Source organism: Prosthecobacter sp. (assembly GCF_044227185.1).
In the GTDB taxonomy this organism is placed as follows: Bacteria; Verrucomicrobiota; Verrucomicrobiia; order Verrucomicrobiales; family Verrucomicrobiaceae; genus Prosthecobacter.
Genome location: NZ_JBGAFO010000007.1, coordinates 335,776 through 359,834 on the forward strand (window position 1 = coordinate 335,776; position 24,059 = coordinate 359,834).

18 protein-coding genes and 1 tRNA gene are annotated in these 24,059 nt (G+C 62.2%); 6 read left to right on the forward strand and 13 right to left on the reverse strand.

Annotated elements, in window-relative coordinates:
• Positions 1 to 45: 45 nt before the first annotated feature.
• Both ACILSQ_RS18100 and ACILSQ_RS18105 read right to left on the reverse strand, forming a co-directional pair.
• The gene (locus tag ACILSQ_RS18100) at positions 46 to 633 is read right to left on the reverse strand and encodes a flavodoxin family protein (RefSeq protein ID WP_395745057.1); all 588 of its coding nucleotides are present in this window, start codon (positions 631 to 633) and stop codon (positions 46 to 48) included.
• Between the two features lie 8 nt (positions 634 to 641).
• Positions 642 to 1,319: an MBL fold metallo-hydrolase gene (locus ACILSQ_RS18105; RefSeq protein WP_395745058.1), complete on the reverse strand. Its 678-nt coding sequence runs from the start codon at positions 1,317 to 1,319 to the stop codon at positions 642 to 644.
• A 72-nt stretch (positions 1,320 to 1,391) separates the two neighbouring features.
• On the opposite strand from ACILSQ_RS18105, the gene ACILSQ_RS18110 reads away from it, so the two are divergent.
• Positions 1,392 to 2,843 (forward strand): arylsulfatase, encoded by a 1,452-nt coding sequence (locus tag ACILSQ_RS18110; protein ID WP_395745059.1) that lies wholly within the window; start codon positions 1,392 to 1,394, stop codon positions 2,841 to 2,843.
• Positions 2,844 to 3,156: 313 nt separating this feature from the next.
• On the opposite strand, the gene ACILSQ_RS18115 is transcribed toward ACILSQ_RS18110, so the two are convergent.
• A complete protein-coding gene (locus ACILSQ_RS18115; protein WP_395745060.1) occupies positions 3,157 to 4,062 on the reverse strand; it encodes a hypothetical protein in 906 nt (301 codons plus the stop codon).
• Between the two features lie 361 nt (positions 4,063 to 4,423).
• Positions 4,424 to 4,987, reverse strand: a complete 564-nt coding sequence (locus tag ACILSQ_RS18120; RefSeq protein WP_395745061.1) for a DUF3592 domain-containing protein — start codon at positions 4,985 to 4,987, stop codon at positions 4,424 to 4,426.
• A gap of 15 nt (positions 4,988 to 5,002) precedes the next feature.
• Between ACILSQ_RS18120 and recJ the strand changes: the two genes are divergently transcribed.
• Positions 5,003 to 6,733 (forward strand): single-stranded-DNA-specific exonuclease RecJ, encoded by a 1,731-nt coding sequence (gene recJ / locus ACILSQ_RS18125; RefSeq protein WP_395745062.1) that lies wholly within the window; start codon positions 5,003 to 5,005, stop codon positions 6,731 to 6,733.
• Here recJ and ACILSQ_RS18130 read toward each other — a convergent pair.
• From ACILSQ_RS18130 to ACILSQ_RS18140, 3 genes are read right to left on the reverse strand one after another with little or no spacing between them, the layout of a single operon-like run.
• Positions 6,721 to 7,314 carry a DUF1287 domain-containing protein gene (locus ACILSQ_RS18130; protein ID WP_395745063.1) on the reverse strand — a complete coding sequence of 198 codons (594 nt, stop codon included), beginning with the start codon at positions 7,312 to 7,314 and terminating at the stop codon, positions 6,721 to 6,723. The two genes, recJ and ACILSQ_RS18130, sit on opposite strands and share 13 nt — an antisense overlap.
• Positions 7,307 to 8,515, reverse strand: a complete 1,209-nt coding sequence (locus ACILSQ_RS18135) for an N-acetylglucosamine-6-phosphate deacetylase (protein WP_395745064.1) — start codon at positions 8,513 to 8,515, stop codon at positions 7,307 to 7,309. Before ACILSQ_RS18135 ends, ACILSQ_RS18130 begins: the two co-directional genes overlap by 8 nt.
• Positions 8,512 to 9,693 carry a Gfo/Idh/MocA family protein gene (locus ACILSQ_RS18140; protein ID WP_395745065.1) on the reverse strand — a complete coding sequence of 394 codons (1,182 nt, stop codon included), beginning with the start codon at positions 9,691 to 9,693 and terminating at the stop codon, positions 8,512 to 8,514. Before ACILSQ_RS18140 ends, ACILSQ_RS18135 begins: the two co-directional genes overlap by 4 nt.
• A 146-nt stretch (positions 9,694 to 9,839) precedes the next feature.
• Here ACILSQ_RS18140 and ACILSQ_RS18145 point away from each other — a divergent pair, with 146 nt between their 5' ends.
• Positions 9,840 to 11,957 carry an ATP-binding protein gene (locus tag ACILSQ_RS18145; protein ID WP_395745066.1) on the forward strand — a complete coding sequence of 706 codons (2,118 nt, stop codon included), beginning with the start codon at positions 9,840 to 9,842 and terminating at the stop codon, positions 11,955 to 11,957.
• Positions 11,958 to 11,966: 9 nt separating this feature from the next.
• On the opposite strand, the gene ACILSQ_RS18150 is transcribed toward ACILSQ_RS18145, so the two are convergent.
• Together ACILSQ_RS18150 and ACILSQ_RS18155 are read right to left on the reverse strand one after the other, a co-directional pair.
• On the reverse strand, positions 11,967 to 13,301 hold the full coding sequence (locus tag ACILSQ_RS18150) for a response regulator (RefSeq protein WP_395745067.1): 1,335 nt from the start codon (positions 13,299 to 13,301) through the stop codon (positions 11,967 to 11,969).
• 35 nt (positions 13,302 to 13,336) lie between these two features.
• Positions 13,337 to 13,413: transfer RNA gene (locus tag ACILSQ_RS18155), tRNA-Pro, on the reverse strand.
• A gap of 364 nt (positions 13,414 to 13,777) precedes the next feature.
• On the opposite strand from ACILSQ_RS18155, the gene ACILSQ_RS18160 reads away from it, so the two are divergent.
• A complete protein-coding gene (locus ACILSQ_RS18160; RefSeq protein WP_395745068.1) occupies positions 13,778 to 14,665 on the forward strand; it encodes a hypothetical protein in 888 nt (295 codons plus the stop codon).
• 214 nt (positions 14,666 to 14,879) lie between these two features.
• On the opposite strand, the gene araD is transcribed toward ACILSQ_RS18160, so the two are convergent.
• The 3 genes from araD to ACILSQ_RS18175 all read right to left on the reverse strand — a co-directional run bounded on the left by araD (position 14,880) and on the right by ACILSQ_RS18175 (position 17,135).
• Positions 14,880 to 16,622 carry an L-arabinonate dehydratase gene (gene araD / locus ACILSQ_RS18165; RefSeq protein ID WP_395745069.1) on the reverse strand — a complete coding sequence of 581 codons (1,743 nt, stop codon included), beginning with the start codon at positions 16,620 to 16,622 and terminating at the stop codon, positions 14,880 to 14,882.
• Positions 16,623 to 16,731: 109 nt separating this feature from the next.
• Complete coding sequence (locus ACILSQ_RS18170) at positions 16,732 to 16,911, reverse strand: type II toxin-antitoxin system HicA family toxin (RefSeq protein WP_395745070.1); 180 nt, start codon at positions 16,909 to 16,911, stop codon at positions 16,732 to 16,734.
• Between the two features lie 5 nt (positions 16,912 to 16,916).
• Positions 16,917 to 17,135, reverse strand: a complete 219-nt coding sequence (locus ACILSQ_RS18175; RefSeq protein ID WP_395745071.1) for a type II toxin-antitoxin system HicB family antitoxin — start codon at positions 17,133 to 17,135, stop codon at positions 16,917 to 16,919.
• Between the two features lie 124 nt (positions 17,136 to 17,259).
• Here ACILSQ_RS18175 and ACILSQ_RS18180 point away from each other — a divergent pair, with 124 nt between their 5' ends.
• Together ACILSQ_RS18180 and ACILSQ_RS18185 are read left to right on the forward strand one after the other, a co-directional pair.
• Positions 17,260 to 21,096 (forward strand): PVC-type heme-binding CxxCH protein, encoded by a 3,837-nt coding sequence (locus ACILSQ_RS18180; protein ID WP_395745072.1) that lies wholly within the window; start codon positions 17,260 to 17,262, stop codon positions 21,094 to 21,096.
• Positions 21,097 to 21,179: 83 nt separating this feature from the next.
• Positions 21,180 to 21,614 carry a hypothetical protein gene (locus ACILSQ_RS18185; protein ID WP_395745073.1) on the forward strand — a complete coding sequence of 145 codons (435 nt, stop codon included), beginning with the start codon at positions 21,180 to 21,182 and terminating at the stop codon, positions 21,612 to 21,614.
• Positions 21,615 to 21,739: 125 nt separating this feature from the next.
• On the opposite strand, the gene pbpC is transcribed toward ACILSQ_RS18185, so the two are convergent.
• Positions 21,740 to 24,058 (reverse strand): penicillin-binding protein 1C, encoded by a 2,319-nt coding sequence (gene pbpC / locus ACILSQ_RS18190; protein ID WP_395745074.1) that lies wholly within the window; start codon positions 24,056 to 24,058, stop codon positions 21,740 to 21,742.
• Between the last annotated feature and the right edge of the window lies 1 nt (position 24,059).

A 24,059-nucleotide genomic window follows, 5' to 3' on the forward strand; every position in this document is an offset into this window, starting at 1 on the left:
ATCATTCCGCTCCATTGCAACCACCAAGAATGCACAGCGTCGGCGTCATGACTCGTTCGTCTTATCTTCCACAAAATCGCTCGGGCACAACCGCTTCACACCCTTCGTCAGCGGATTCTGCTCCTTGCGCCCGTGCACATACAGCGCCGTCCATTCGGCCAGTCGCCGCCCAAGAATACGACAGGCCTCCTGCGTCTCCTCTTCACGCGGCGTCTTCGAAGCCACCGCGCCATAGTGCAGCGTCATCTTCTTGCCCGAGTAATCCGTGACGCCAAAGACGAGAAAGCCAAAATTCATGAGCACCGTCAGGATCGACTGGCAGGCCATCTCCATGCCTCCGCCCCAGCCGCCCGCGCTGCTGAAGGCGCAGGCGATCTTCCCATCCACCTCCAGCCACTTGTCCGCCATCGTCTCATCCCAGAAGCGCTTCATCTTCCATGAGAGAATGCCCATGTTCGTCGGACTTCCCACGGCGAGACCATCGCACCACACCACATCCTCCGCAGTCGCTTCATCCACATGCCTCAGCCGCACCTCCGTCTCCGGCACTTGCTGCGCCCCTTCCGCCACCAGCGCGGCCATCTTCGCGACATTGCCGCTGCGGGAGTCATAAAGGACGAGGATTTGATTCATGGCCAAAGTCAACATCCCTGCCCCAGCCCGCGCAAGTATTCCAACTGCTTCTCAGGCGGTGACTCATCCGCGTGACATGGCAAAACTCCGTCCAGCGGCAGCTCCAAAGCCCGATGAATGCTCCGGCGCGCCTCGGCATGGTCTTGATTGAGATAAATCGGAGCGATCTGCGGCCCGAGGCCAAAAGTCGCAAACAAGTCCCCGCTGAAAAGCAGCCGGTGCTGCGCGGAATAATAGCCGCAGTGCCCATGCGTGTGGCCCGGCAGCGCCACCACCCGCAGTCCGCCCCAGATGGGAAGTTCATCCCCATCCTTCAGCAAGCGGTCCGGCCTGAACGCAGGCTGGCGCAGCAACCGGCGGCCCACCCACTCCGCCACACCCGCGATGCGTCCAAGGCCGGAATAATGAGCGCGGTTCTCGTAATGTTCCAGGTCCCGCCCCGGCCCGGCGATCCACGCGGAATGCTGCGCGGCCAGCGCCGGCGCATTCCTCACATGATCCAGATGCCCATGCGTGAGCAGAATGCCACGAATCGGCAGCGCATCCCAGCCGCGCCCCACCAGCGCCTGGCGCAGCGCACTCCGGCCGCCCACGAATCCCGTGTCGATGAGATAAAGGGCGTCGCCATCCCGCAGCACAAAAAACTGCACAATGAACGTGCGGACGATGAGCAGGTCAGGCGGCATGCGGATTCACCCACGCTAGAGAGTCTCTTTTCCTGAAGCAACCCGCGAGTTCCAGCGTTTTGGTGTCACTCCATGAAGACTTTCCTCATCCTCTCACTGCTCCTGCTCGGCACCTTTGCCCATGCCGCGGACAAGCCCAACATCATCTTCATCCTCGCCGATGACATGGGCTATGGCGATGCCGGCTGCTTCGGGCAGAAAACGCTGACCACGCCGAACCTCGACAAGATGGCCGCCGAGGGCATGAAGTTCACCCGCATGTATGCCGGCTGCACCGTGTGCGCCCCCTCGCGCTGCGTGCTCATGACCGGACTTCACACCGGCCACTGCCGCGTACGTGGCAACGGCATTGGCTCCATCCCTGACGGCGACCTCACGTTGCCCAAAGTGCTGAAGTCTGCCGGCTACCATACCGCGTGCATCGGCAAATACGGCCTCGGCAAACCCATCCCTCTCGACGATCCGCAGCGCAAAGGCTTCGACGAATTCTTCGGCTACGTCGGCACCAGCCACGCGCACAATTTCTTCACCAAGGCCCTCATCCGAAACGGCAAGATCGTGGAGCTTCCCAACACCCTCATCCCCGGCTCCGGCAAGGATGCCAAAGACTACTCCGACAGCGACCTCGTCGGTACCGGCGTCGCCCCTCTCGATGGCCGCAAAGCCTGGGTCCCCCAGCTCCTTTCCGACGATGTCCAGCGCTACCTCGGCGAACGCGCGAAGGAAAAAGAGCCCTTCTTCCTCTACTACGCCTTCAACATCCCCCACGCCAACAACGAGGCCGGCAAGACCTCCCCGCTCGGCCACGGCATGGAATCTCCGGACTACGGCGAATACAAAGACAAGGACTGGCCTGATGCCGAAAAGGGCTTCGCCCAGTTCATGCGCTTCCTCGACAATGATGTCGGCAAGATCTTCTCCCGCCTCAAAGAACTCGGCCTCGCCGAAAACACCCTCGTCATGTTTTCCAGCGACAACGGCCCGCATCAGGAAGGCGGCCACCAGAGCGACTTCTTCAACAGCAACGGCGACTTCAAAGGCATCAAGCGGGACATGACCGACGGCGGCATTCGCGAGCCCTTCATCGCCTGGTGGCCCGGCAGGATCAAGGCAGGCACCACCAGCGAGCACGTCTGCGCCTTCCAGGACGTCCTCCCCACCCTGGCGGATCTCAGCATCACGAAACTCAGCAGCGATCCCCAGCTCGACGGCATCTCTTTCGCGCCCACACTCCTTGGCAAACCAGGCCAGCAGCAGCACTCCCACCTCTTCTGGGCCTTTGACGAGCAGGGTGGAAAGCTCGCCGTCCTGAAATGGCCCTGGAAGCTCATCCACCTCAACACCGGCGGCAACGGCAAGGCCGCGGAGATGAAGGTCAAAAACAAAGGCAAGCCCAAGCCCCTCGAAAAGCTGCTCTACAATCTCGAAACAGATGTCGGCGAGGAGAAGAATCTCGCAGTCGAGAAGCCTGAGATCGTCGCCGAGCTGGAAAGGCTCATGCAGTCCTCATCGCGCGCTCCGTGATGCCTCACGCCTTCTGCCCAAGTAAACCAGCCCTACGGTAGCGGGCAGCCTGCAAACGAAAGGCTCTCGAATGCGTGTGCTGGCTTTTCATCAGCAATGTTTGAGCGTTAGTTTAGAGCGATATACGCGGTGGTGGGGCCGAGGTCAGACAAACATTTGAAGCCGTTCGTTTGGTGGGTCGCGTGCGCTGGGAAAACTGGCTTTTCCCCTTCGTGCTCATGTCTCCGCCCCTGTTTTCCCGGCAGGGGGAGTTGTTCACTGAGATAAGAGACAGCCACTTTACAGGCACGATTGCATTTTTAACGCTCACTTTTTATTCCATTACAACAGGCTCATAGCTTAATGCAGGAACCTTAAGTTGTTTCAATGCGGCACGAAATTTCTGCGATACAATGCACCAGCGGTACGCCATCTTTTGACCATTTCCAAGCCGCGCATGTGTCATGGCAATATCAAAATGACCAAGGCGTTGAACTTCAGCACGTCTGTACCTCAAGACTGGTGGATCACAATTGCCATCATCAACATGACGGGACTCAAAACGTGCCCACGGCTTGTCCGCAGCAACCACTTCCCCGTGCTCGTTCTGCAATGGGTTCAGCATAGCTGGCAGCACCACATGGCTCTTCAAAGCCCATAGCGGTTTCTTCACGCTGCCGCCGCCTGTAAAGATGACCGGTGTCAGATTCAAACCAGCAAGATCCGACGACAGCAAGCCTGACTTTAGAGGCTCGGCCACAGCAAGTCCTTGAAAAGGTGACAAAAGACCAAGTTGCACCGCCGTGTACTGCTTTTTGTCCAGTTCGACCACATAGTCCTCACGTTCCCATTGTTCATCATCGGGATTTTCATGGTGAGCAATCTGTCTGGTGGCAGAAAAGCGAAGAAATTCTGCCTCATTTATTTCAGCAGCAGTCCATTCGACCTTGCGAACCACACCAAAATACGAGCGGCGCTCCGCCATCGGTACTATGGTATGAGGGCTTGGCTTAAACTGATATTTTTCCTCGATAGCCTTGTAAAGTCTGACGAGACGTGGATCGTTTTCGTCTAACTCAACGTCGATTTTGCGGTATTCATTATTTTCCAGATCTGCAACTGCGCAAATATCGTCGATATCCTTCAGTGATTTCGCATAAATTCCGATGGAATTAGGTCCCCAGTCATCGGGATATCGATAATTGTAACGAATTGAAAATGTGTGCTTAAATTTGGGCATATCACCGGGGAATCCTCAAACTATGAGAGAGGAATCGTTGGTTCTGCAAGTCCCGCAACCAGTCTGTCACGGGTGTCCAGAGCGATGGTTGCCGAGCGAGAACCACCGGACTATGCTCATTCATTCTTGCGTAAAGCCGCATACCGAGGGTGCCCGGGGAACCATCCACACACTCCTCGGGAACGGCGGGTGGCTGGGGGCCTCTTGCATACCTCCGACCTGCAATCTTGGGCAAGCCATCCGGTGGTTCCCGCTGCACCGCTTCGCGGTTCGCTCCCCCACGGGTTAATTTCTCTGCCCCCTCCGGGAGCTTTTCACAGGTGCTTTGTTTCAGGAAACCGGGGGCATACCGTAATCCATGCTATTTCGAACTGCGCCGTAAGGCCCCGCCCACCATCCCCGCCCCGCCCAGCACAAACAGCAGCGGAAACCAGATGGAATACAGCGCGGCGCGGGAGCCATGCTGCAGCACCGCCTCATCCGGCGCCGCCGGATTCACAAAACACACCTGCGCCGAGCCCGCCGGGTACTGCTGCTGCTTCTGCACCGCATCGTCAAAATGCAGCGTGGGCGCCGCCTCCACCTGCCGGATGCGCGTGCCGCTGTGCTTCGTTCCGTTCACCACATACTCGTAGCGCAGCTCCACGCGATGCGCCGGGTCGGAGTGCGGCGTGGGCCGCTCGCTCACCACGCGGGAGGAGACGATCCGGCACGGCACCTGCGTCCATTTCCGCGTGACCGACGCCTTTTCATACGAGAGCCACATCCGCCATGAAAAGAACGATCCCGCCACGATGAGGAACACTCCCATCGCTCCCAGCCACCAGCGGCCGGAGTAAGATGCAACTTGATTCTGCGGTATCATGGCTTCGGGAAGCAGGCTTTGACTAGCCTTCACGCGTGTTCCATACAGAGATGTCATCATCTCGCAAATATCCGCATGTCCGAACCCGTCCCCGTCTCCATACGTCCGCCACGCTGGCTGCTGAAGCCCGCCGTGGAGGGCGCTGCCGAGCTGGCGGCGGACATGGGGCTCTCCCCCCTCATGGCCCAGCTCCTGGTGCAGCGCGGCCTCACCACCGTGGAGCTGGCGCGCGACTTCCTCGTGCCAAAGCTCGCCACCCTGGGAGATCCCACCGTCCTCCCGGAGATGAAGACCGCCGTGCAGCGCATTCTCCGCGCGGTCGATGAAAAACAAAGCGTCGTCCTCTACGGCGACTACGATGTGGACGGCGTCACCTCCATGGCGCTGATGCATCTCATTCTCAAAGCCTACGGCCTCGAGACCCATCTCTTCCTCCCCACCCGCATGGAGGAAGGCTACGGCCTCAGCCTCGATGGCATCGCCAAATGCTACGAGCAGTTTGGCAGGCCCGACCTCTTCATCGCCCTCGACTGCGGCACCACCTCCCTCAATGAAGTGGCCAAGCTGCGCGCGGACGGCGTGGACTGCGTCATCATTGACCACCACGAGCTCTCGCCCCTCGGCCGTCCTGACTGCCTGGCCCTGGTGAATCCGAAGCTCGGCAAAGACCACCATTACTTCTGCACCGCCGGCCTCGTTTTCAAAGTCTCCCACGCCCTGCTCAAGGCGCGCATGATCGAAAACTACGATCTCAAGGAAACGCTCGATCTCGTCGCACTCGGCACCGTCGCGGATCTCGTGCCCCTCGTTGAGGAAAACCGCCTCCTCGTCCGCCGCGGCCTCGAGGCCCTGGCCCAGACCAAACGCCACGGTCTGAAAGCCCTGAAGCAGATCGCCGGCGTGGAGGGCCTGGTGCAGACGCATCACGTCGGCTTCCGCCTAGGCCCCCGCCTCAATGCCGCCGGCCGCCTGGACACCGCCGCCACGGCCCTGCAGCTTCTCCTTGCCAAGGATGCTGACGAAGGCGAGGCCCTGGCCGAGCTGCTTGAGGCTCACAACAAGGACCGTCAAAACGTGGAGCAGCAGGTGCACCTCGAGGCCGAGTCCATGCTCGCCGCGCTTGGCGATATCGATCAAGTCTCCGCCATCGTCCTCGGCTCGCGCAAATGGCATCCCGGCGTCATCGGCATCGTCGCCTCCCGCATCTCGCGTCTTTGCCACCGCCCCACCATCCTCGTCTCCATCGATGAAAATGGCATCGGCAAAGGCAGCGGCCGCAGCATCCCCGGCTTCTCCCTCGTCGAAGCCATCGATATCTGCCGCGCCCACCTCCTCGGCGGCGGCGGCCACGCCATGGCCGCGGGCATCTCCGTTCACGAAGGCAAGATCGACTCCTTCCGCGCTGCGTTTCAGACAGCGGCGCGCGAGGCCCTCAGCAAGGAGGCCATGACAGCCGTCCTCGAGCTCGATGCCGAGGTGAAGCTCCGCGATCTCTCCCTGAGCTTCTTTGAAAGCTACAAGCTCCTCGAACCCTTCGGCCAGAAAAACTCGGAGCCCCTCTTCCTCTGCCGCAATGTGAGGCCCAAGCTGCCGGGCCGCACCATGAAGGAAAAGCATCTCCGCATCGTCCTCACGCAGGATGGCTCCTCCATGGAGGCCCGCTGGTTCAATGCGCCCATCGGCCGCCTTCCTCCCGCCCCGTGGGATGTCGCCATGCGCATTCAGCGCGGCTGGTTCCGCGGCACGGAGCAGTGGCAGCTCACCCTGGAGGCCGTGCGCACCGCCGAAACTGCTCAGCGCGGGTGATACCGATAGTGGCCGGTGATCGGGAACTCAAACAGCCGGTTTTCATGCTTCGGCCCCCGGCCGATGTTGTGCACGATCCACGGCGTATCACTCCCGTCCGGCGCAGGCACCACGATGGCGATGTGCGGCAGGTTCTCGGGAACCGTGCAGGTGATGAGGTCTCCCGGCAGGTAATCCTCCGCCTTCTGCGTCACCGGCAGCGCGGCCCCGCGCCGCTTGAAAAAGGTCTGCAGATTCGGCACCCGGCGGTGGTCGATGTTCTTGTCCGTGCTGCGCAGCCCCCAGATCTTCGGGTACGCCGCAAACGCCCGCTTCATGTCCTCGTGCACCAGCTTCTGCAGGTCGATCCCCAGCGCCCGGTAGCTGCGGATCACTTCATCCGTGCACACCCCTGTGTCCGCCGGCACATCTCCACCGGGATAATCCAGCACCACATACGCCGGATCATAGCGCACCGTGTGCTTCACCCGCTCCAGCGCCGACTCCACCAGCCGCTCTGAAAAACTTTTCGAGGCCGTTTGCGCCACGCACGCCAGGGCGCAGGTCAAAAACAAAAAGCCTCGGCGAAACACGTCACTCATGCGGCACTTCGACACCTCCGATGAACGTACGTTGAACTTCCAGTTTGCGGTTCAGCACCAGCACATCCGCCAGCTTCCCTTTCTCCAGGCTCCCGCAGCTTTTCGCCATGCCCGTGCGCTCCGCCGGTGTCAGGCTCGCCATGCGCACCGCCTCCGGCAGCGTGGCGGAGCTGCTCTTCTTCATGTGCCTCATCATGTGGTCCATGCCCACCACCGAGCTGGCCAGCCCCTGCCCGGGCACAAACCCCACCCGCCCGTCGCTTTCGAAGAACGAGCCGTCGTCCTCGGACCCAAACCGGTAGCGCCCCGGCGGCATGTCCAGCGCCCGGTTGCAGTCCGTCACCAGGCACAGCCGCTCCGCGCCCTTCATGCGAAAGGCAAAGTCCAGCAGCTCCGGAGAGAGGTGCATGCCGTCTGCGATCACCTCCGTACTCATCTCCGCCTGCGCCAGCACAAACTGCTCCATGCTCGCCTGCATCGGCGTGCCCAGTCGTGTCCGCAGGGAGGGCACCGAGCTCATCGCGCACCAGAAGTGGTCCACATGCCGCATCCCCGCCTTGTACGCAGCCGCCATCTCCGCCCAGCTCGCGTTTGAGTGCCCGCAGGTGATCAGGCAGCGCCGCTTGCGCGCCATCTGGTAAAACGCCTCCGCTCCCGGCAGCTCCGCCGCGCACGTGGCTATCCGTACCAGGTCATCCTGAAACCACCGTGCATACTCCTCGGGATCCGGCGCACGCCTTCCCTCGCGTGAGTGGCAGCCCACCTTGTCCGGCGCGAAATACGGCCCGTACAAATGCACCCCGCCGATGCGCGCCCCATGCCCCGGCTCCCACGTGCGTCTCGCCTCACGGCATGCCATCAGCATGGCCGTGATCTGCACCGGCGCTCCCGTCGTCGTGGTCGGAAAAATCGTCGTCGTCCCATGTAGCGCATGCGCCTTCAGCGCCGTGCGCACCGCCGCCACCGTGCCGTCCATGAAGTCAGCGCCCGCGCCGCCATGCACATGAATGTCGATGAACCCCGGGCTGATGTACCCGCCCTTCGCATCCATCACCACCGCGTTCTTCGGCGCAGCCACCCGCTTCCCCACGGCCGTGATCTTCCCGCGCTCGCACAGCACCGCCCCTCCTTCCACCAGCGCATCCGGCAGGATGAGCGTGCCATTTTGAATCAGCAGAGCAGAGGCAGGAGGCGTTTTCATAAAAGCGTAAGCGGATTGACACGGGTCTTCAGCGGAAAGCTCACACGCTGCCCGTTGAGGCGATGGGACTCAAACACCGCGCTCACCATCTCGATCGTCTCGCGCCCCTGCACCGCATCGATCATCGGCGCACGGTTTTCCCGAATCGCGGCGATCAGGTCCAGCCCCGCCGTCTCATGGCTGGCCACCTGCGCCCCGAGGTTCGGGATCGGCTCCGGCTTGTTGACTCCGCCCGTGGTGATCGGCTGCCACTGGCGCGGCTCCTTGAGCGCCGGGTTGAATGGACTCCCCGCGCACAGGTGCGCCACCGGCTCCTTATCAATGCGGAAGTCGATGATGCCCTTCGTCCCGATGATCTGCAGGCCAAAACCCGCCTCCTTTGTGCCGGCGTTTTGGATCGAGTCAAAAAACATCGGCACGCCGCCGGCCAGTTCAAACCGCGCATGCACCTCATTCCCCACCAGCGCGCCGATTCCTTCGTCCCCCTCCTTCACATCCGCCTTGGTGACAGGCTTGCCATCCTGCAGCACGGTGGCGCTGCAGGCCTTTGGCGCTCCGCCAAAGTAGGTGGCCAGGTTGAAAAGATGCGTGCCCAGCACCCACAGGTCCAGCGAGCCACCACGCGCATCCTCCTTGCCCCGCCCGCGCATTTCCAGCATCCGGCCGATCGCCCCGTCCTTGATCATCTTCGCAATCACCGGCAGCACAGGATGGTAGCGGTTGCGGTGCGCGACGGCGATCTTCGTTCCCGCCTTCTCCGCCGCGGCGATCACTTCATCCGCCTCCGCCGCGCTGCGGCAGAACGGCTTCTCGATGTAGATGCCCTTCGCGCCGGCCTGGATCGACGCCAGCAGCATGTCGCGGTGCTGGTCGATGTGCCGCGGACCGATGGCCACAATGTCCGGCTTCACCTCCGCCAGCATCTTGTGGTAGTCCGCATAGCCCTTTTCCACTTTCAGCTTCTTCAGCTCCGCCTTGAGCCCCTGCTCGTCCGCATCCGCCACAGCCACGATCTCCGCCGCGGGGATTTTCAGCCACATGGTGTCCAGCCCATGGCCGTAGTTCCCCCGGCCGGTGTGGCCGATGACGGCCACGCGAAGTTTGGAGTCAGTGCCAGCGGCAAAGCTGGCCGCGGTGAAAACAGCAGGCAGGGAGGCGAGGAGGTGACGGCGGTTCATGCGCGGACAAAAACGTCGCCGCCGCGCCCAAACACGCAGCCAGATCGATTTTGCCGCATTTCACCCGTCCGGCCGCCTCCCGCACTTTGCCGCCCGGAATCCACCTTTTGAGTTTGTTTGCGCTGATTTGTGTCTATTCATCTCCGGTGTCCGCCCCCAATCGCGCCAAGGACATTCCCAACTCCATGTCAGACACTCATGAGCATGCCGCAGGCGACTCCGTGCCGGAGTTAAAGCATCGTGTCCGGGAGCTGGAGGGCATGCTGCACGCCTGCCGCCTCCGCCTCCCCAATGCCCCCGCCGAGGCCGTGCGCGAGCTCGCCGAAAGCGAGGAGCGCTTCGCCCTCGCCGTGCGCGGCACCAATGACGGCATCTGGGACTGGGACATCCGCACCGGCAAAGTTTTCTTCTCCCCGCCCTGGAAGAGCATGATCGGCTACGAGGATGACGAGATCGAAAACGTCTTCGCCACCTTCGAAAAACTCATCCATCCCGAGGATCACGACCGCGTGATGGCCACCTTGAATGACTACCTGGCGGGCCGCATTCCACGCTACGCCGTGGAGTTTCGCCTCCGCCACAAGGACGGAAGCTGGCGCTGGATCCTCGCCCGCGGCCGCGCCCTGCGGGACGAGCACGGCACGCCCTACCGCATGGCCGGCTCCCACACGGACGTCACCGAGCGCAAGCAGGACGAGGAGGCCCTCCGCCAGGCCCGGCGCGACGCCGAGTCCGCGAACAACGCCAAGAGCGCCTTCCTCGCCAACATGAGCCATGAGATCCGCACGCCCATGAACGGCGTCATCGGCATGAGCGAGCTCCTTCTCGGCACGGATCTCAACGACACCCAGCGCGAGTATCTGGAAATGCTCAAGCTTTCCGCCGACTCCCTTCTCGAGCTGCTCAATGACATCCTCGACTTCTCCAAGATCGAAGCCGGCAGGATGGAGCTCGACGCGCACGAGTTCGACCTCAACGAAATCCTCACCGAGGTCGCCCAGGCCATGGGTGTGCGCGCCTTTCAAAAGCGGCTCGTGCTCCTGCACCACATCAGCCCCAGGGTTCCCGCCCGTCTCATCGGCGATGACGGCAGGCTGCGCCAGATCCTCATCAATCTCATCGGCAACGCCATCAAGTTCACCCACAAGGGCGGCGTCACCATCGAGGTCGATGTCGAGTCCGAAACCGCGGACCTCCTCACTCTCCATTTCAAGATCAACGACACCGGCATCGGCATCGCCAGCGAGATGCACGAGAAGATCTTCGAGGCCTTCACCCAGGCGGAGACCTCCACCACGCGCCGCTACGGCGGCACCGGCCTCGGCCTCGCCATCTGCCATGATCTCGTCGCCCTCATGCAGGGCCGCATCTGGGTGGAAAGCCAGCCCGGCTCCGGCAGCACCTTCCACTTCACCGCCGCCTTTGGCCGCACCAGCGGCATTTCCATCAAGCCCCGCTCCCCGCGCATCAGGCCCATCGTCGCCGCGCACGCCGCCATGAAGATCCTCATCGCCGAGGACGGGCATATCAATCAGCTCGTCGGCGCCCGCATGCTGGAAAAGCGCGGCCATCTCATCACCCTCGCCTCGAACGGGCAGGAGGCCCTCGACTTCTTCAAGAGCTCCCGCTTCGACGCCATCCTCATGGATGTCCACATGCCCGGCGTCAACGGCTACGAGGCCACCGCCAGAATCCGCGAGCTGGAAAAAACCTCCGGCGGTCACGTCCCCATCATCGCCATGACCGCCAATGCCATGAAGGGCGACCGCGAGCGCTGCCTCGCTGCCGGCATGGATGACTACATCTCCAAGCCCCTGCGTTCCGCCGAGCTCTTTCACGTCGTGGAGCAGTTTGCACGGCAGTCGTCAGCGCAGGATTCCTCCGCGGATGCCGCACCTCCCACGTCCGTTCCACCGCCCGAGGCTTTCCCTTTTGATCTGGCCGAGTTCCGCGAATCCACCGGCGACGAAAAGCTCATGCGCAAGCTCGTCGCCATTTTCGCCGAAGACTCGCAGAAATACCTGCGCAAGGCCGAAAAGGCGCTCGCCGCCGGCAAAGCCGCGCCGCTCTATGAAGCCGCCCACTCCCTCAAGGGCATGCTCGGCGTTTACTCTGCTAAAAAAGCGCTGAAACTCGCCGCCGAGCTCTGCGAATACTCCCACGCAGGAGATTTGAAAGGCGCGCAGCTTATGCTCGATCAGCTCAAAAAAGAATGCACCGTGCTGGGAGAAGCCCTCACCGCCTCATTCGCTCGCGCCGTCTGATGGCCTGGCTCAACGGTACTCCGCCATGCCATCATACCCGTGCACCAGCTGAATCGGGTGCCCGATCTCATGCAGAATCTGCCGCGTCAGGTGCAGCTTCGCCTGCAGCGCCGCATCATCATGGTCCGGATCATGATGCACCACGATCCACTTCTTGGCCCCCACCAGCTTCGTCAGCGCACAGGCGGTCGCCAGATTGGAATGCCCCCACCCGATGCGTTTCGGATAGTCCCCCGGCAGATACTGCGCCTCATGCACCAGCAGGTCCACGCCATCGAGGAAATTCAGGATCGGCTCATACGGCACCACCAGGTCTGAGTCCCGCGTCAGGTGCACCGGCGAGCCCAGATACCCCTGGAGAAATTCATTGTCCGGCACAAACGCCACGCTCCAGCCGTCGTGGGTCACCTTGAAGCCCACCGTCGCCCCGGGGTGCTGCATGAACTCGCGCGTCACCGTCACATCGCCGATCTTCACCGGCGCATCATCCAGAAACACAAAGTTGATCTTCGCCCGCAGGTCCTCCCGCTGGATCGGGAAATAATCCCGGTCCATCTGTCCGCACAGCAGGGACTCGATGTTCTTCCCAAAGCCGCGCTCTCCATAAACCGTGATCTCATACCCCGGCACATAGATCGGCGTGAAAAACGGGAAGCCCTGGATGTGGTCCCAGTGCGTGTGCGTGATGAAAAGGTGAATGTGGCACGGACCGCCGGCCAGAAACGACTGCCCCGCATCCCGCAGTCCGGAGCCCGCGTCAAACAGGATGCGCTCCTTCCCCGTGTTGTATTCAAAGCAGGTCGTGTTCCCCCCGTGCTGCGCATACCGCGCCCCGCACACCGGGATGGAGCCGCGCGTTCCCCACAGTTTCACATGCGGGCACTTCGTATCCAGCACCGGCGCATAGTGCTCCGCGGCGACAGGCAGGTGGTCGCGGTGCGTGATTCCCTTCGTCGAGGCCGCTTCGTGAAAATACTGCCGCAGCTTTTCCAGCAGCAGCTCCGGATCAAACGGCTTGATCAGCACGTCCACCGGACCCGTCTGCTGAATGTGCTTCAGCTCCGTGGAGTAATCCTTCGCCGTGCAGACGATCACCGGCATGTGCTGCGTGGACTGCTGCGCCCGCAGGTGCCGCAGCACCTCCAGCCCGTTCATCTTCGGCATGATCAGGTCCAGCACCAGCAGGTCCGGCTTGAACTCCTCGATCTGCTCCAGACATTCCTCCCCGTCCTCCGCCACCTTCACGATGTAACCATGAGTTTCCAGGGCATGTGACAGCCGCATGGACAGAGCGCGCACATCTTCCGCCAGAAGAATCTTTTTGGGTTGGGTTGGGGTCGCCATGGACGGCTTCAATTCTCGAATGCACGCAGTGATAATGGTCGGGCTGGCGGGATTCGAACCCACGACCTCTTCGTCCCGAACGAAGCGCTCTACCAGGCTGAGCCACAGCCCGCCTTTGTCACTGCTGACTCTTGCGGACCCGCCTTCGGCATTGCTGCCATCCGGCGGGCGGGATGGGATTTGTAACCCCACAAGGGGAACGCGCAAGCTGGAAGATGCCTCTTCACGCACGATCAGCCCCGCCCCCGCCACATCCGATTCCGGCCCTTTCAGCACTTGTACAGGGGCGGGTTAGGCAAATTGCCCATGTCCTACCGCTCCAAGAAGATGATGCAAAAACGCTTTGCAGAGCCACGACATCTGCTAGTCTCGCGACCTGAACGGCTCACGTACTTGAGACCAAAACATCTGTTTTGATCCTCTTCATGCGAGTGTCCGACCTCAACCCAACCAACCCAATACCAACTGATCAGACTATGAAATTGAACGCATTGCTGAAAACACTGGGGTTCTTGGCTCTGGCCGCCACTCCCGTTGTGGCTGGACCATCCGCCCCTGTTAAAAACCCTGTCGTCGCTCCTCCGACGAACGATGACCTGGGCATCACCGCCTCCCTTGGCTATGACACCAACTACGTGTGGCGTGGCCTGAACATCGGCAGCCACTGGGTCCGTGCCGGCCTCAACGGTTCTGTCCCCCTCGTTGGTGGCGCCGCTGAAGACGGCGCTGGCAGCACCGCCCTGAACTGGGACGTGCAGTACGGCTCCCTCGCGGGCGACCAGGACCACCTTTTCGCTGGCGGCGCAGGCAATGCCTCCTTCCAGCGCCTTCAGCTCGGTGCCGCGCTGTCGCATGACTTCGGTCCTGCTTCCGTGAACCTGGGCTACCGCTACTACCGCAACATGGGCGTGCTCGGCGGCCTTGGCGGCATGAATGATGGTCAGGAAGTCAGCCTTGGCTTTGCCACGGCTCTCGGCCCGATCAACCTCAGCTCCAGCGGCAACTATGACTTCGTGAACAACTACTGGTACTTCGACCTCAATGCGAGCTCGACCATCGCTGTCACGGACGCCATCAGCATCGTGCCCTACGCCACCCTCGGCTACGGTCACAACATGAACTGGCAGTTCGCCAAGAACACCGGCGTCTCCACCACCTGGAACCGCAACAACGTCTCCAACTGGACGGCGGTCACCACCGGCATCCAGCTTCCGATCAAGCTGAACAGCCGCGCCACCCTGACCCCCTACATCGCGGTGAACATCCCGATGAGCGGCGTCAACAACCTGCCGATCGCCGCGACCTCCCACACCGCCTACAACACGGTGCTGTTCGGTGGCGTGACCCTCAGCGTCCGCTTCTAATCCTGTCCGTTCTCTGAACGGCTCGATTCAACCCTTCAAGGTTAACCTCCCGGCGAAAGCCGGGAGGTTTTTTTATGCTCGCCGTAGGATGCGTGTGGCGATAGCCGTCCACCAGCGTGAAAACACCCATCCCCAAAAACACCCATCCCCACAACCCTCCCAGCGCTGCGGGCAAGGGCTTCCCTGAGCCCGCCCGCAAACCCACGGACACCCATCAAAAAATATCCGGCTCCGGCACCGCAGGCCCATATTGCAGGAAGTCAAAGTCCGCTCCCTGATCCGCCTGCGTCACATGCTCCACAAACAGCTTCGCATACCCGCGATGATACCTCACCGGCGCAGGCTTCCACTCGGCCCGACGCTTCTCCAGCTCCTCATCGCTCACATGCAGGTGCAGCTTCCGGTTCGGCACATCGAGTTCAATGAGGTCGCCCGTCTTCACCAGCGCCAGCGGTCCGCCAATCGCGCTCTCCGGCGCGATGTGCAGCACGCACGCCCCGTAGCTCGTCCCGCTCATGCGGCAGTCACTCAGGCGCACCATGTCACGGATGCCCTGCATGATCAGCTTCTTCGGAATGGGCAGCTGCCCCCACTCCGGCATGCCCGGAGCACCCACCGGTCCCGCATTGCGCAGGATGAGCACCGTGTCCTTCGTCACATCCAGCTCCATGTCGTCGATGTTCTTTTTCATCTCCGCATAGCTGTCATACACCAGCGCCGGCCCGGTGTGCGTGCACAGCTCCTTCGTCGCCGCCGCATGTTTGATCACCGCGCCGTCAGGACAAAGATTTCCCCGCAGGATCGCCGTACCGCCATCCGGTTGCAACGCCGTCGCCGGAGTGCGGATCACATCTTCATTGTGGATGATCGCATCCTCGATGTCCTCGCCCAGCGTCTTGCCCGTGATCGTCGGCACATCGGTGTGCAGCAGCTCGCGCATGCCATTCAGCAGAGCCCGCAGACCGCCCGCCAGGAAGAACTCCTCCATCAAATACTTGCCCGCAGGCCGCATGTTTGCCAGCAGCGGAATCTTCCGGCTGATCTCGTCAAACTTCTCCAGCGGCAGCTTGATCCCCAGCCGCCCCGCCATCGCCACCAGATGCACAATCGCATTCGTGCTGCCGCCCAGCGCCATGTCCACCGCGATCGCATTCTCAAACGAACGCTCGTTCACGATGCCCGACGGCTTGCGGTCCAGCCATACATTCTCCACGATCTGCCTTCCCGCCGCCGCCGCGATCCGCGTATGCGCACTGTCCACCGCAGGAATCGATGACGCCCCGGGAATCGAAAGCCCCAGCGTCTCCGCCAGCGCTGTCAGCGTGCTCGCCGTGCCCATCGTCATGCAATGCCCCGGACTCCGCGCGATGCCGTCCTCGATCTCGCACCACTGCTCCCAGCTCAGATTCCCCGCACGCTTTTCATCCCAGTACTTCCACACATCGCTGCCGCTGCCCAGCGTGTCACCTCGCCAGTTCCCTTTGATCATCGGCCCGCACGGCATGTAGATCACCGGAATGTCCATGCTGAAGGCGCCCATCAGCAGCCCCGGCGTGGATTTGTCACACCCACCCAGCAAAACGGCGCCATCGATCGGATTCGCCCGCAGCATCTCCTCCGTCTCCATCGCCAAAAAATTGCGATGAAACATCGCCGTCGGCTTCGTCAGCATTTCCCCCGCCGACATGATCGGAATCTCCATCGGATGCCCGCCCGCCTGCAGCACCCCGCGCTTCACCGCATCCGCCGTCAGCCGCAGATGCATGTGGCACGAGTTCAGATCGCTCCACGTGTTCAAAATCCCGATCACCGGCTTCCCCACAATATCCTCACTCCCCCACCCCGCCTGCTTTGCCCGTGACCGATGTCCAAAGGAGCGGAGCTCATCACGGCCATACCAGCGCCAGGATCGAAGTTGTTCAGGAGTTTTGCGGACAGGATCAGTAGGGGAGGACATGGGGAGAGAAGTAACAAGATTCACCCCCATTAACAGGCCAGATCTGCCCCGGTCAAATCAGTCTCGCAATTCCTCTACTTCAAATCCTCCGGCGTCAGTTCCGTCTGGTTCAGATCTTGCGCAGCAATCCGGGACCTATGGTCTCTCCCGCATGCACCGGCACCACTGTCTGACGGCCATCGGTATGTTGCATCACATGATGACTACCGTGCACCCGCACGACCGCAAATCCGTGCTCTTTAAGGCACTTGATCAGCTCCTTCCCAGTGCGTCTTGGTAAACGAGGCATGGCAACTAGACCAAGACTCGCTGAACACCTACAAACTCAGTTTTCTCAGGCTCCACCCCGGCAACCCCAAGACACGCCTCAATCGCCTCCCGAATGCGTTTCATGAGCGTATCATAAGTTTTCGCCTGCGTGTAACAACCAGGAATCTGCGGCACGCTCGCGACAAGCCAGCCCTCCTCGTCTCGCTCGATGACAACATGAAAATCACGGGGCTTCTTCTTCATGCCATGAGTCTAAGTCGGGATGTTCCGCGTGCAAGTCCGCCGCCACCCGTCCGATTCCACCCAAACCCCGTCCGACATCCCCCTTGCCCATTCTCCGTAGCTTCTGCTACAACCTGCACCAACCATGCGCCCGCTGCTTTCCCTCTCGCTCTGCCTCATCTCCCTCAACCTCTTTGCCGCCGGCAAGGAACTCGAAGGCGAGCGCGCCGCCGCCACCACCGTCTGCCCCACGCCCGAGGAAGCCCGTGCCAAGATGAGCGTGCCCGAAGGCTACGAAGTCCGCTGCTTCGCCCACGAACCCATGGTGCAAAATCCCGTCGCCATGACCTGGGACCACCGTGGCCGCCTCTGGGTCGTCGAAGCCTACGAATACCCCGAAGGCACCCCGCTGCCCGTGGACCAGCGCCCCTTCGGTGGTGAAGCCAAAGACGACCAATACCACCCGATGCCCAAGCTGGGCGCTAAAATCCCCCGCGACCGCGTCATCATCCTCGAAGACACCGACAACGACGGCACCGCCGACAAGCGCACCGTCTTCGTCGAAGGCCTCAACCTCGCCAGCGCCATCATCTGCGGAGACAGCGGTATCTACGTCGGCCAGCAGCCCCACCTCATCCACTTCCGCGATGACGACGGCGACGACAAACCCGACGCCTGGCGCGTCGTCCTCACCGGCTTCGGCCGCGAAGACACCCACGAACTCGTCAACAGCTTCACCTGGGGCCCCGACGGCTGGCTCTACATGACCCATGGCGTCTTCACCAACAGCAAAGTCCGCCGCCCCGGCCAGCCCGAAAAAGAAGGCTTCAAATTCGACGCCGGCATCGGCCGCGCCCGCCCAAGTAGCGCGGGCAATCCTGCCCGCAGTCCGGCCAGTGGTGCGGGCACTCCTGCCCGCAATTCCGGCAGTGATGTGGGCACTCCTGCCCGCAAAGAAAGCTCCGCAAACACCCCCGTCCCCTCCTGGGAATTCGAAGTCTTCGCCGACGGCACCAGCAATCCCTGGGGCTGCGACTACGACGCCGCCGGCAACTTCTTCGTCAGCGCCTGTGTCATCGACCACTTCTTCCACATGGCCCCCGGCGGCATCTACACCCGCCAGGGCGGCGCACCCGAGAACCCCTACGCCTACGAGCTCCTCCCCAGCATCGTAAAGCATAAACACTTCCGCGCCGCCTACGCCGGCATCCAGATCTACCAGGGCGGCCGCTACCCCGCAGACACCCACGGCCACGCCTTCATCGGCAACATCCACGACAACGCCATCCACGAGGAAGTCCTCACCCCCGTCGGCGCCACCTTCAAATGCGAGCCCCGCCGCGACTTCCTCCGCGCCAACAACGGCTGGTTCCGCCCCGTCAGCACCCAGACCGGCCCCGACGGCTTCCTCTGGATCATGGACTGGTGCGACAAATACCCCTGCTACCAAAACGCCAAAGCGAATCCGGAAGGGGTGGATAGGGAGAGGGGAAGGATCTGGCGGGTGGTGACCACACCGGAGGATTCCAGGGCACCGGCTAAAACATCACATGCGTCGCGGCCTGCGATTGATCTCAACTTCAAGAAGCTTGCCACGCCAGAGCTGGTGAAGACGCTGGAGGATTCGAACAACTGGATGCGGAGGATGGCGAGGCGGATGCTGGTGGAAGCTTCAAGAGACGTTGATCTTGAAGATCTTAGATCAGACAAGAATTCAGCCAAGACCTTGATGCTGGAGCAGATCAACCAAAGTGCTTCCGATCCAGTCCGCCTTGAAGCGGTTTGGGCTTTGCATTCTTCGAGAATGCTAAGCAAAGAGGGATGGGCTTTGTTGGTCAAAGACAAATCGGCTTCTTTGCGAGCCTGGGCTGCAAGACTGGCAGGGGAATATGACCTTTATTCCCTCCATGAGCTGGAGGAGAACTCAAATCCGCGAGCCGTGCATAGGTACAGATACGGCTATCCAGGCCTCGTGAAGCTGGCGGGTGATACAGATGCGATGGTAAGAGCTTCCGTCGGCATTGCCCTCAGAGGTATTCGAGGACGACTGCTAACTGTCCCTCGCTATCGAGAATTAGAGCAGACGCCACCCGCGTTAGTCACCCCTGTCTTTGTCGAACTCATTTCCACGTGTGCTGATGCAAATGACATTTTGCAAGCTTTCCACCTCTGGATGGCTCTTGAGCCAAGGATCGATATGCATCCCGAGGAAACCTTGCAGATGCTCGCTACAAGCGCCGCACAGTCCCAGCCCCTTTCCCGCGTCCTCTCCCACAAAGCCATGCGTCGCCTCTGCGACACTCGCAAGCCCGAGAACCTCAACCTCGCCATCGCCTTCTGCGACAAAATCACCGCCCACGACGTCCTCCTCGTCCACGCCCTCGGCGGCCTCGTCAAAGGCCAGGAAAGCGGCGTCATCAAGCCCACCCAGGACATCTCCGCCAGCCTCGCCAAATGGCGCGCGCATTCCAACACCGACGTCCGCAAGCACGCCCAGACCCTCGCCGTCCTCTGGGGCGATGAAGCCGCGCTTCAAGAAACCATCACCGCCCTGCGCGACACCACCAAGCCAGAAAAAGACCGCGTCGCCCTCCTCCAGTCCATCGCCAAAGTGAAATCGGACACCGTCAAAAAAGCGCTGCTCCTCATCCTCTCCGAGAATACCTCCCCCGCTCTCTCCGTCGCCGCCATCCGCGCTGCCGCAGACTTCGGCACCGATGACTTCATCGCCCCGCTGCTCGCCGTAGCGCAAGCCTCTGGCTTGCAGCCCGCTCCCCCTGTAGTGCAAGCCTCCGGCTTGCCCTCCGCCCCTCAAACCCGTGGCCTCATCTACAACGCCGTCATCGAAGCCCTCTGCAGCCGCACCACCTGGACGCACGCCCTGCTCGATGCCATCGGCGCAGGCAAAGTCAGCGCCACCGGCTTCCCCGCCCCCGTGCGCCGCGCCCTCGCCACCAGCCAGGACACCGCCACCCGCAATCACGCCGCCAAAGTCCTCGGCGCCTGGCAGGACTCCTCCGACGACGTCAAAGTCCTCATCGCGAAAAAGAAGCAGGCCTGCCTCACCGGCGAGCCCGATCTCGCCAACGGCAAGCTCCTCTTCACCGCCACCTGCATGGTCTGCCACGAGTTCCACGGCGGCGGCCAGAAAGTCGGCCCCGACCTCATCGGCAGCGGCCGCAGCAATCTCGACGCCATCCTCGCCAACGTCATCGACCCCAATCAGATCATCGGCAACGGCTACGAAAACTTCACCGTCTCCACCAAGGACGGCCGCACCCTTGCCGGTCGCGTCGTTGAGGACACCCCCGCCCACGTCAAACTCCTCGGTGCCGGTGGCGCTTCCCAGATCGTCCCGCGCGATCAGGTCGCCACCCTCACCAACACCAAGCAGAGCCTCATGCCCATGGGCTTTGGCAATCTGCCCGACACCGCCTTCCGCGATCTCGTCTGGTACGTCCTTGCCCCGCCGGAAGAAGGCCCGCTGACCAAGGAGAAAAAAGACCTCCTCATCAAAGGCGTCGAAGAGACCGTCCCCTCCAAACCCAAAAACAGCTCCCGCGCCATCGACTGGGAAAGCGTCAATCTCTGGAACCCCGCATGGACCGTCAGCGCCCCCGACTTCGAGCGCACCCCCATGAAGCTCAGCGAGTACTACGGCAAAAAGAACGTCCTCCTCATCCACCCCTTCCCCGACAAAAAAACACCCGCCAGCTTTGAGCGCACCTTCAAGGTCGAGCCCGGCAAAACCAAGCTCACCGCCACCGTCGCCGCCGATGATCGCGGCGACTGGACCGCCAAAGCCCTCATCAACGGCCAGGCAGTCAAAGAGCTGACCGTGGACCACGAAAAGCCCCGCTGGAAAACCATCGAACTCGACCTCTCCAAATTCACCGGCCAGGAAATCACCCTCCGCCTCGAATCCCACGCCAACGGCTGGAACATGGAGTTCGCCTACTGGGGTGGGATTGAGGTAAAGTGAAGCAGGAGTCTGCTGCTATGCCCCGGAGAAAACAGATCGAACTAGTCTGTGCACTGCTGATCGGAGCAGGCACCGCTGCCAGCTTGATTGCCGCCACTTCCAGGCGTGACTGGCAGATGACAGGCCTTTCTGCGTGTGGCAGCTTCGTGGGCTTTGCCATCCTCGGGTTGGTCAGTTATCTGACCCTGCCAGCAGGTGACCGTTCCCGGCCTGCGCCGCCATTGGAAAAAAGCAGGCTCGTTATCGGCGCACACCTCAAGGCTGTCGTTCCTGACCTTGAAGGCTGGCAAACCCTGGAGTCGCTCACCCGCAATGGCAGGTTCGACAAGTCCACTCATCACCATGTACTCTTCGGCAAGTCCCAACGGCATGACTCAGGCAACTGGGAGGTGAGCCTCGAATTCCGTGACGACCTGCTGGTCGCGTATTCGCTGTCCTTCACCTCCAGCAGATCGTGGTCGCTCTACCGAGCTTCTGGCTGGGTGTCACGACGCGCGGCCATCATGACCCCAGGCTAATGCTTGGCGCTGCAAGCCGCATTCCCACTTTTTGGTGTCGCCCGCCTGAAATCATGCAGGATGCCCCGTGCGTCGCGCCCCAGCGCCCCAGCGCACCTTTCCCTCCTGGCCCTCAGACTGAGTCTTCACGGCACCATTTCCACGCGCACTTCGACGGCGGAGCCGCGGCCTTGATCGTCGAGGACGTGGACCTGCCATTTGCCGGCGGAGGCGGTCCACATGACTGGGGTGGCGGGATCGCTGGCGCCGAGGAAGCGGGAGCCGGCAAACCAGAAGACGCGGTTCACGCCCGGGGCGGTATCGGCACGCAGAGGGATGGTGCTGCGCGAGGCGGAGGAGGCCTGCAGGGTGTAAACCAGAGCGGCACGCGGAGAGACGATCTTGGGCACGGCGGCGGCATCCGCGGCGACGAGGGAGTCGGCCTTTGCCTCCAGCGGCGGCGGAGTCCGGCGCGGGACGCCGGCCAGCCTGAACATCTCCAAAAGATCCGGAGGCCAGAACTCAAACACCTCGCGCTTCAGGATGCTCGTGCCGTCATCGCGGGCCACGCGGAGGCCGGTGGCGGGATCAACGAGCACTTCGCGATGGATGTCACAGGGGGTGATGGGCGAGACGCCGGGAATGAAACCGCCCTGCACACGGTGCTGGCAGTGCGGCGTGGGAAGCTGGCCGGAGACGGCGCAGAGCTCCACCTGCGAGACGCCCGCGGGCGCAGGCTGCCGCCGCATGGGCAGGCGCAGATGGCGGAAGGTTTCAAAGAGCAGCGGGGCGGCGCACTCACGCGCGATGAAGACGGGATTGGCCTTGCCGCTGAAATTGCCGATCCAGACGACGAGGACGTAGTCACCACGCATGCCCGCAGCCCAGGCATCGCGGAAGCCATGGGAGGTGCCGGTTTTCCAGGTGACGGCGGGGTCGTCCATGACCAGCTCGCCTTCACGGGTGCGCAGCATTTCACGGGTGAGGTAGCGCGCCTCCGCGGTGAGGAGTGGTTTCGTGGCAATGGTAGTTTCTGGTGTGAAGTAATTAAGGCGGCTGGCGGAGCCATCGCTGGCGAGGAGGGCGTACAATTCGGCGAGCTCCTCCATGGAGACTTCACCACCGCCGAGCGGCAGGGAGAGGCCGTAGAACTCGGCGGGACGCGGCAGCGCGACACCAGCCTCCTTGAGGAAGCCGTACAACCCCGGAGACGCGAGACGCTGAGCCAGCGCCACAGCGGGAATGTTTCGGCTGTGATAAAGAGCCTCTGCGGCGGCGATGGGTCCGGCGAAGTTGCGGTCGAAGTTTTCCGGATTGTAGCTGCCGAAGGCCATGCGGCCGTCCCGCAGGAGGGTATGCGGGTGGATGAGCCCCTGGTCCGTGGCGAGGGCGTAGATAAAAGGCTTCAAAGCGGAGCCGGGGGATCGGCGGGCGAGGACGCCATCGACCTGCCCATGGATGGAGCTGTCGAGAAAGCGGCTGGAGCCCACGTAAGCGAGCACCTCGCGTGAGGGCGCATGCACAAGAAGCGCGCAGGCATTGGTGATGCCGACCTCGCGCTTGCGGTCCACGTAATCATTGAGCGCCTGCTCCACACCGCGCTGGCGGATGGCATCCACGGTGCAGCGCAGGGGCAGGCCCGAGGTGGGAAGGTCTGCGGCAGGTTTTTCGGTGAAGAGGCGGCGTGCCAGATGCGGGGCCTCACGCGGGACAGGCTGCATCTGCCGGAGAGTGAAGGCGGCATCGAGAGGATCGGCGGGGAGGCTGCGCTCCGTGCGCAAACGTTCCCACAGGCGGTGCTGCGCGGCGGCGAGGCTGGCATTGTCTCCCGTGCTGCGCGGGCGGCGGGTGGTGGGGCTCTGCGGCAGCACGGAGAGAGCCACGGCCTCGCGCAGGGTGAGATCACGCGCAGGCTTGCCACACCAAAGCAGGCTGGCAGCGCCGACGCCCTCCACATTCCCACCATACGGGGCCTGATTCAGGTAGGCCTCCAGGATGGCGTCTTTGGAATAGTGTTTTTCAAGCTGCACGGCGCGCAGCATCTGCCAGGCCTTTCCCCATGGAGTGCGGGTGTGCAGGCCGAAGCGCAGGCGGGCGAGCTGCATGGTGATGGTGGAGCCGCCGCCACGGGTGGAGCCTGAAACAATGCCCCAGGCGGCGCGCAGCATGGAGAGTGGATTGACGCCGGGGTGATCGTAGAAATGGCGGTCCTCCAGCGTGAGCGTGGCCTCGATCAAGGCGGGGCTGATCTCCGCGAGCGGGGTGTAGCGGCGGTATTTGCCATCGGGCGTGAGAGCAAGGTGGAGGAGCGAACCGCGGCGGTCTTCCAGCGTGCGCGAGAAGCGGAACTCGGGCGGGTAGAGATCTGGCTGCGGGAGGAGAAGCCAGACGAAGGCCAGCAGCAGCACAGCAGCACCTGACACGCGCATGAAGCGCTTGTGGAGAAGGCGACGCAGGATGTGCATG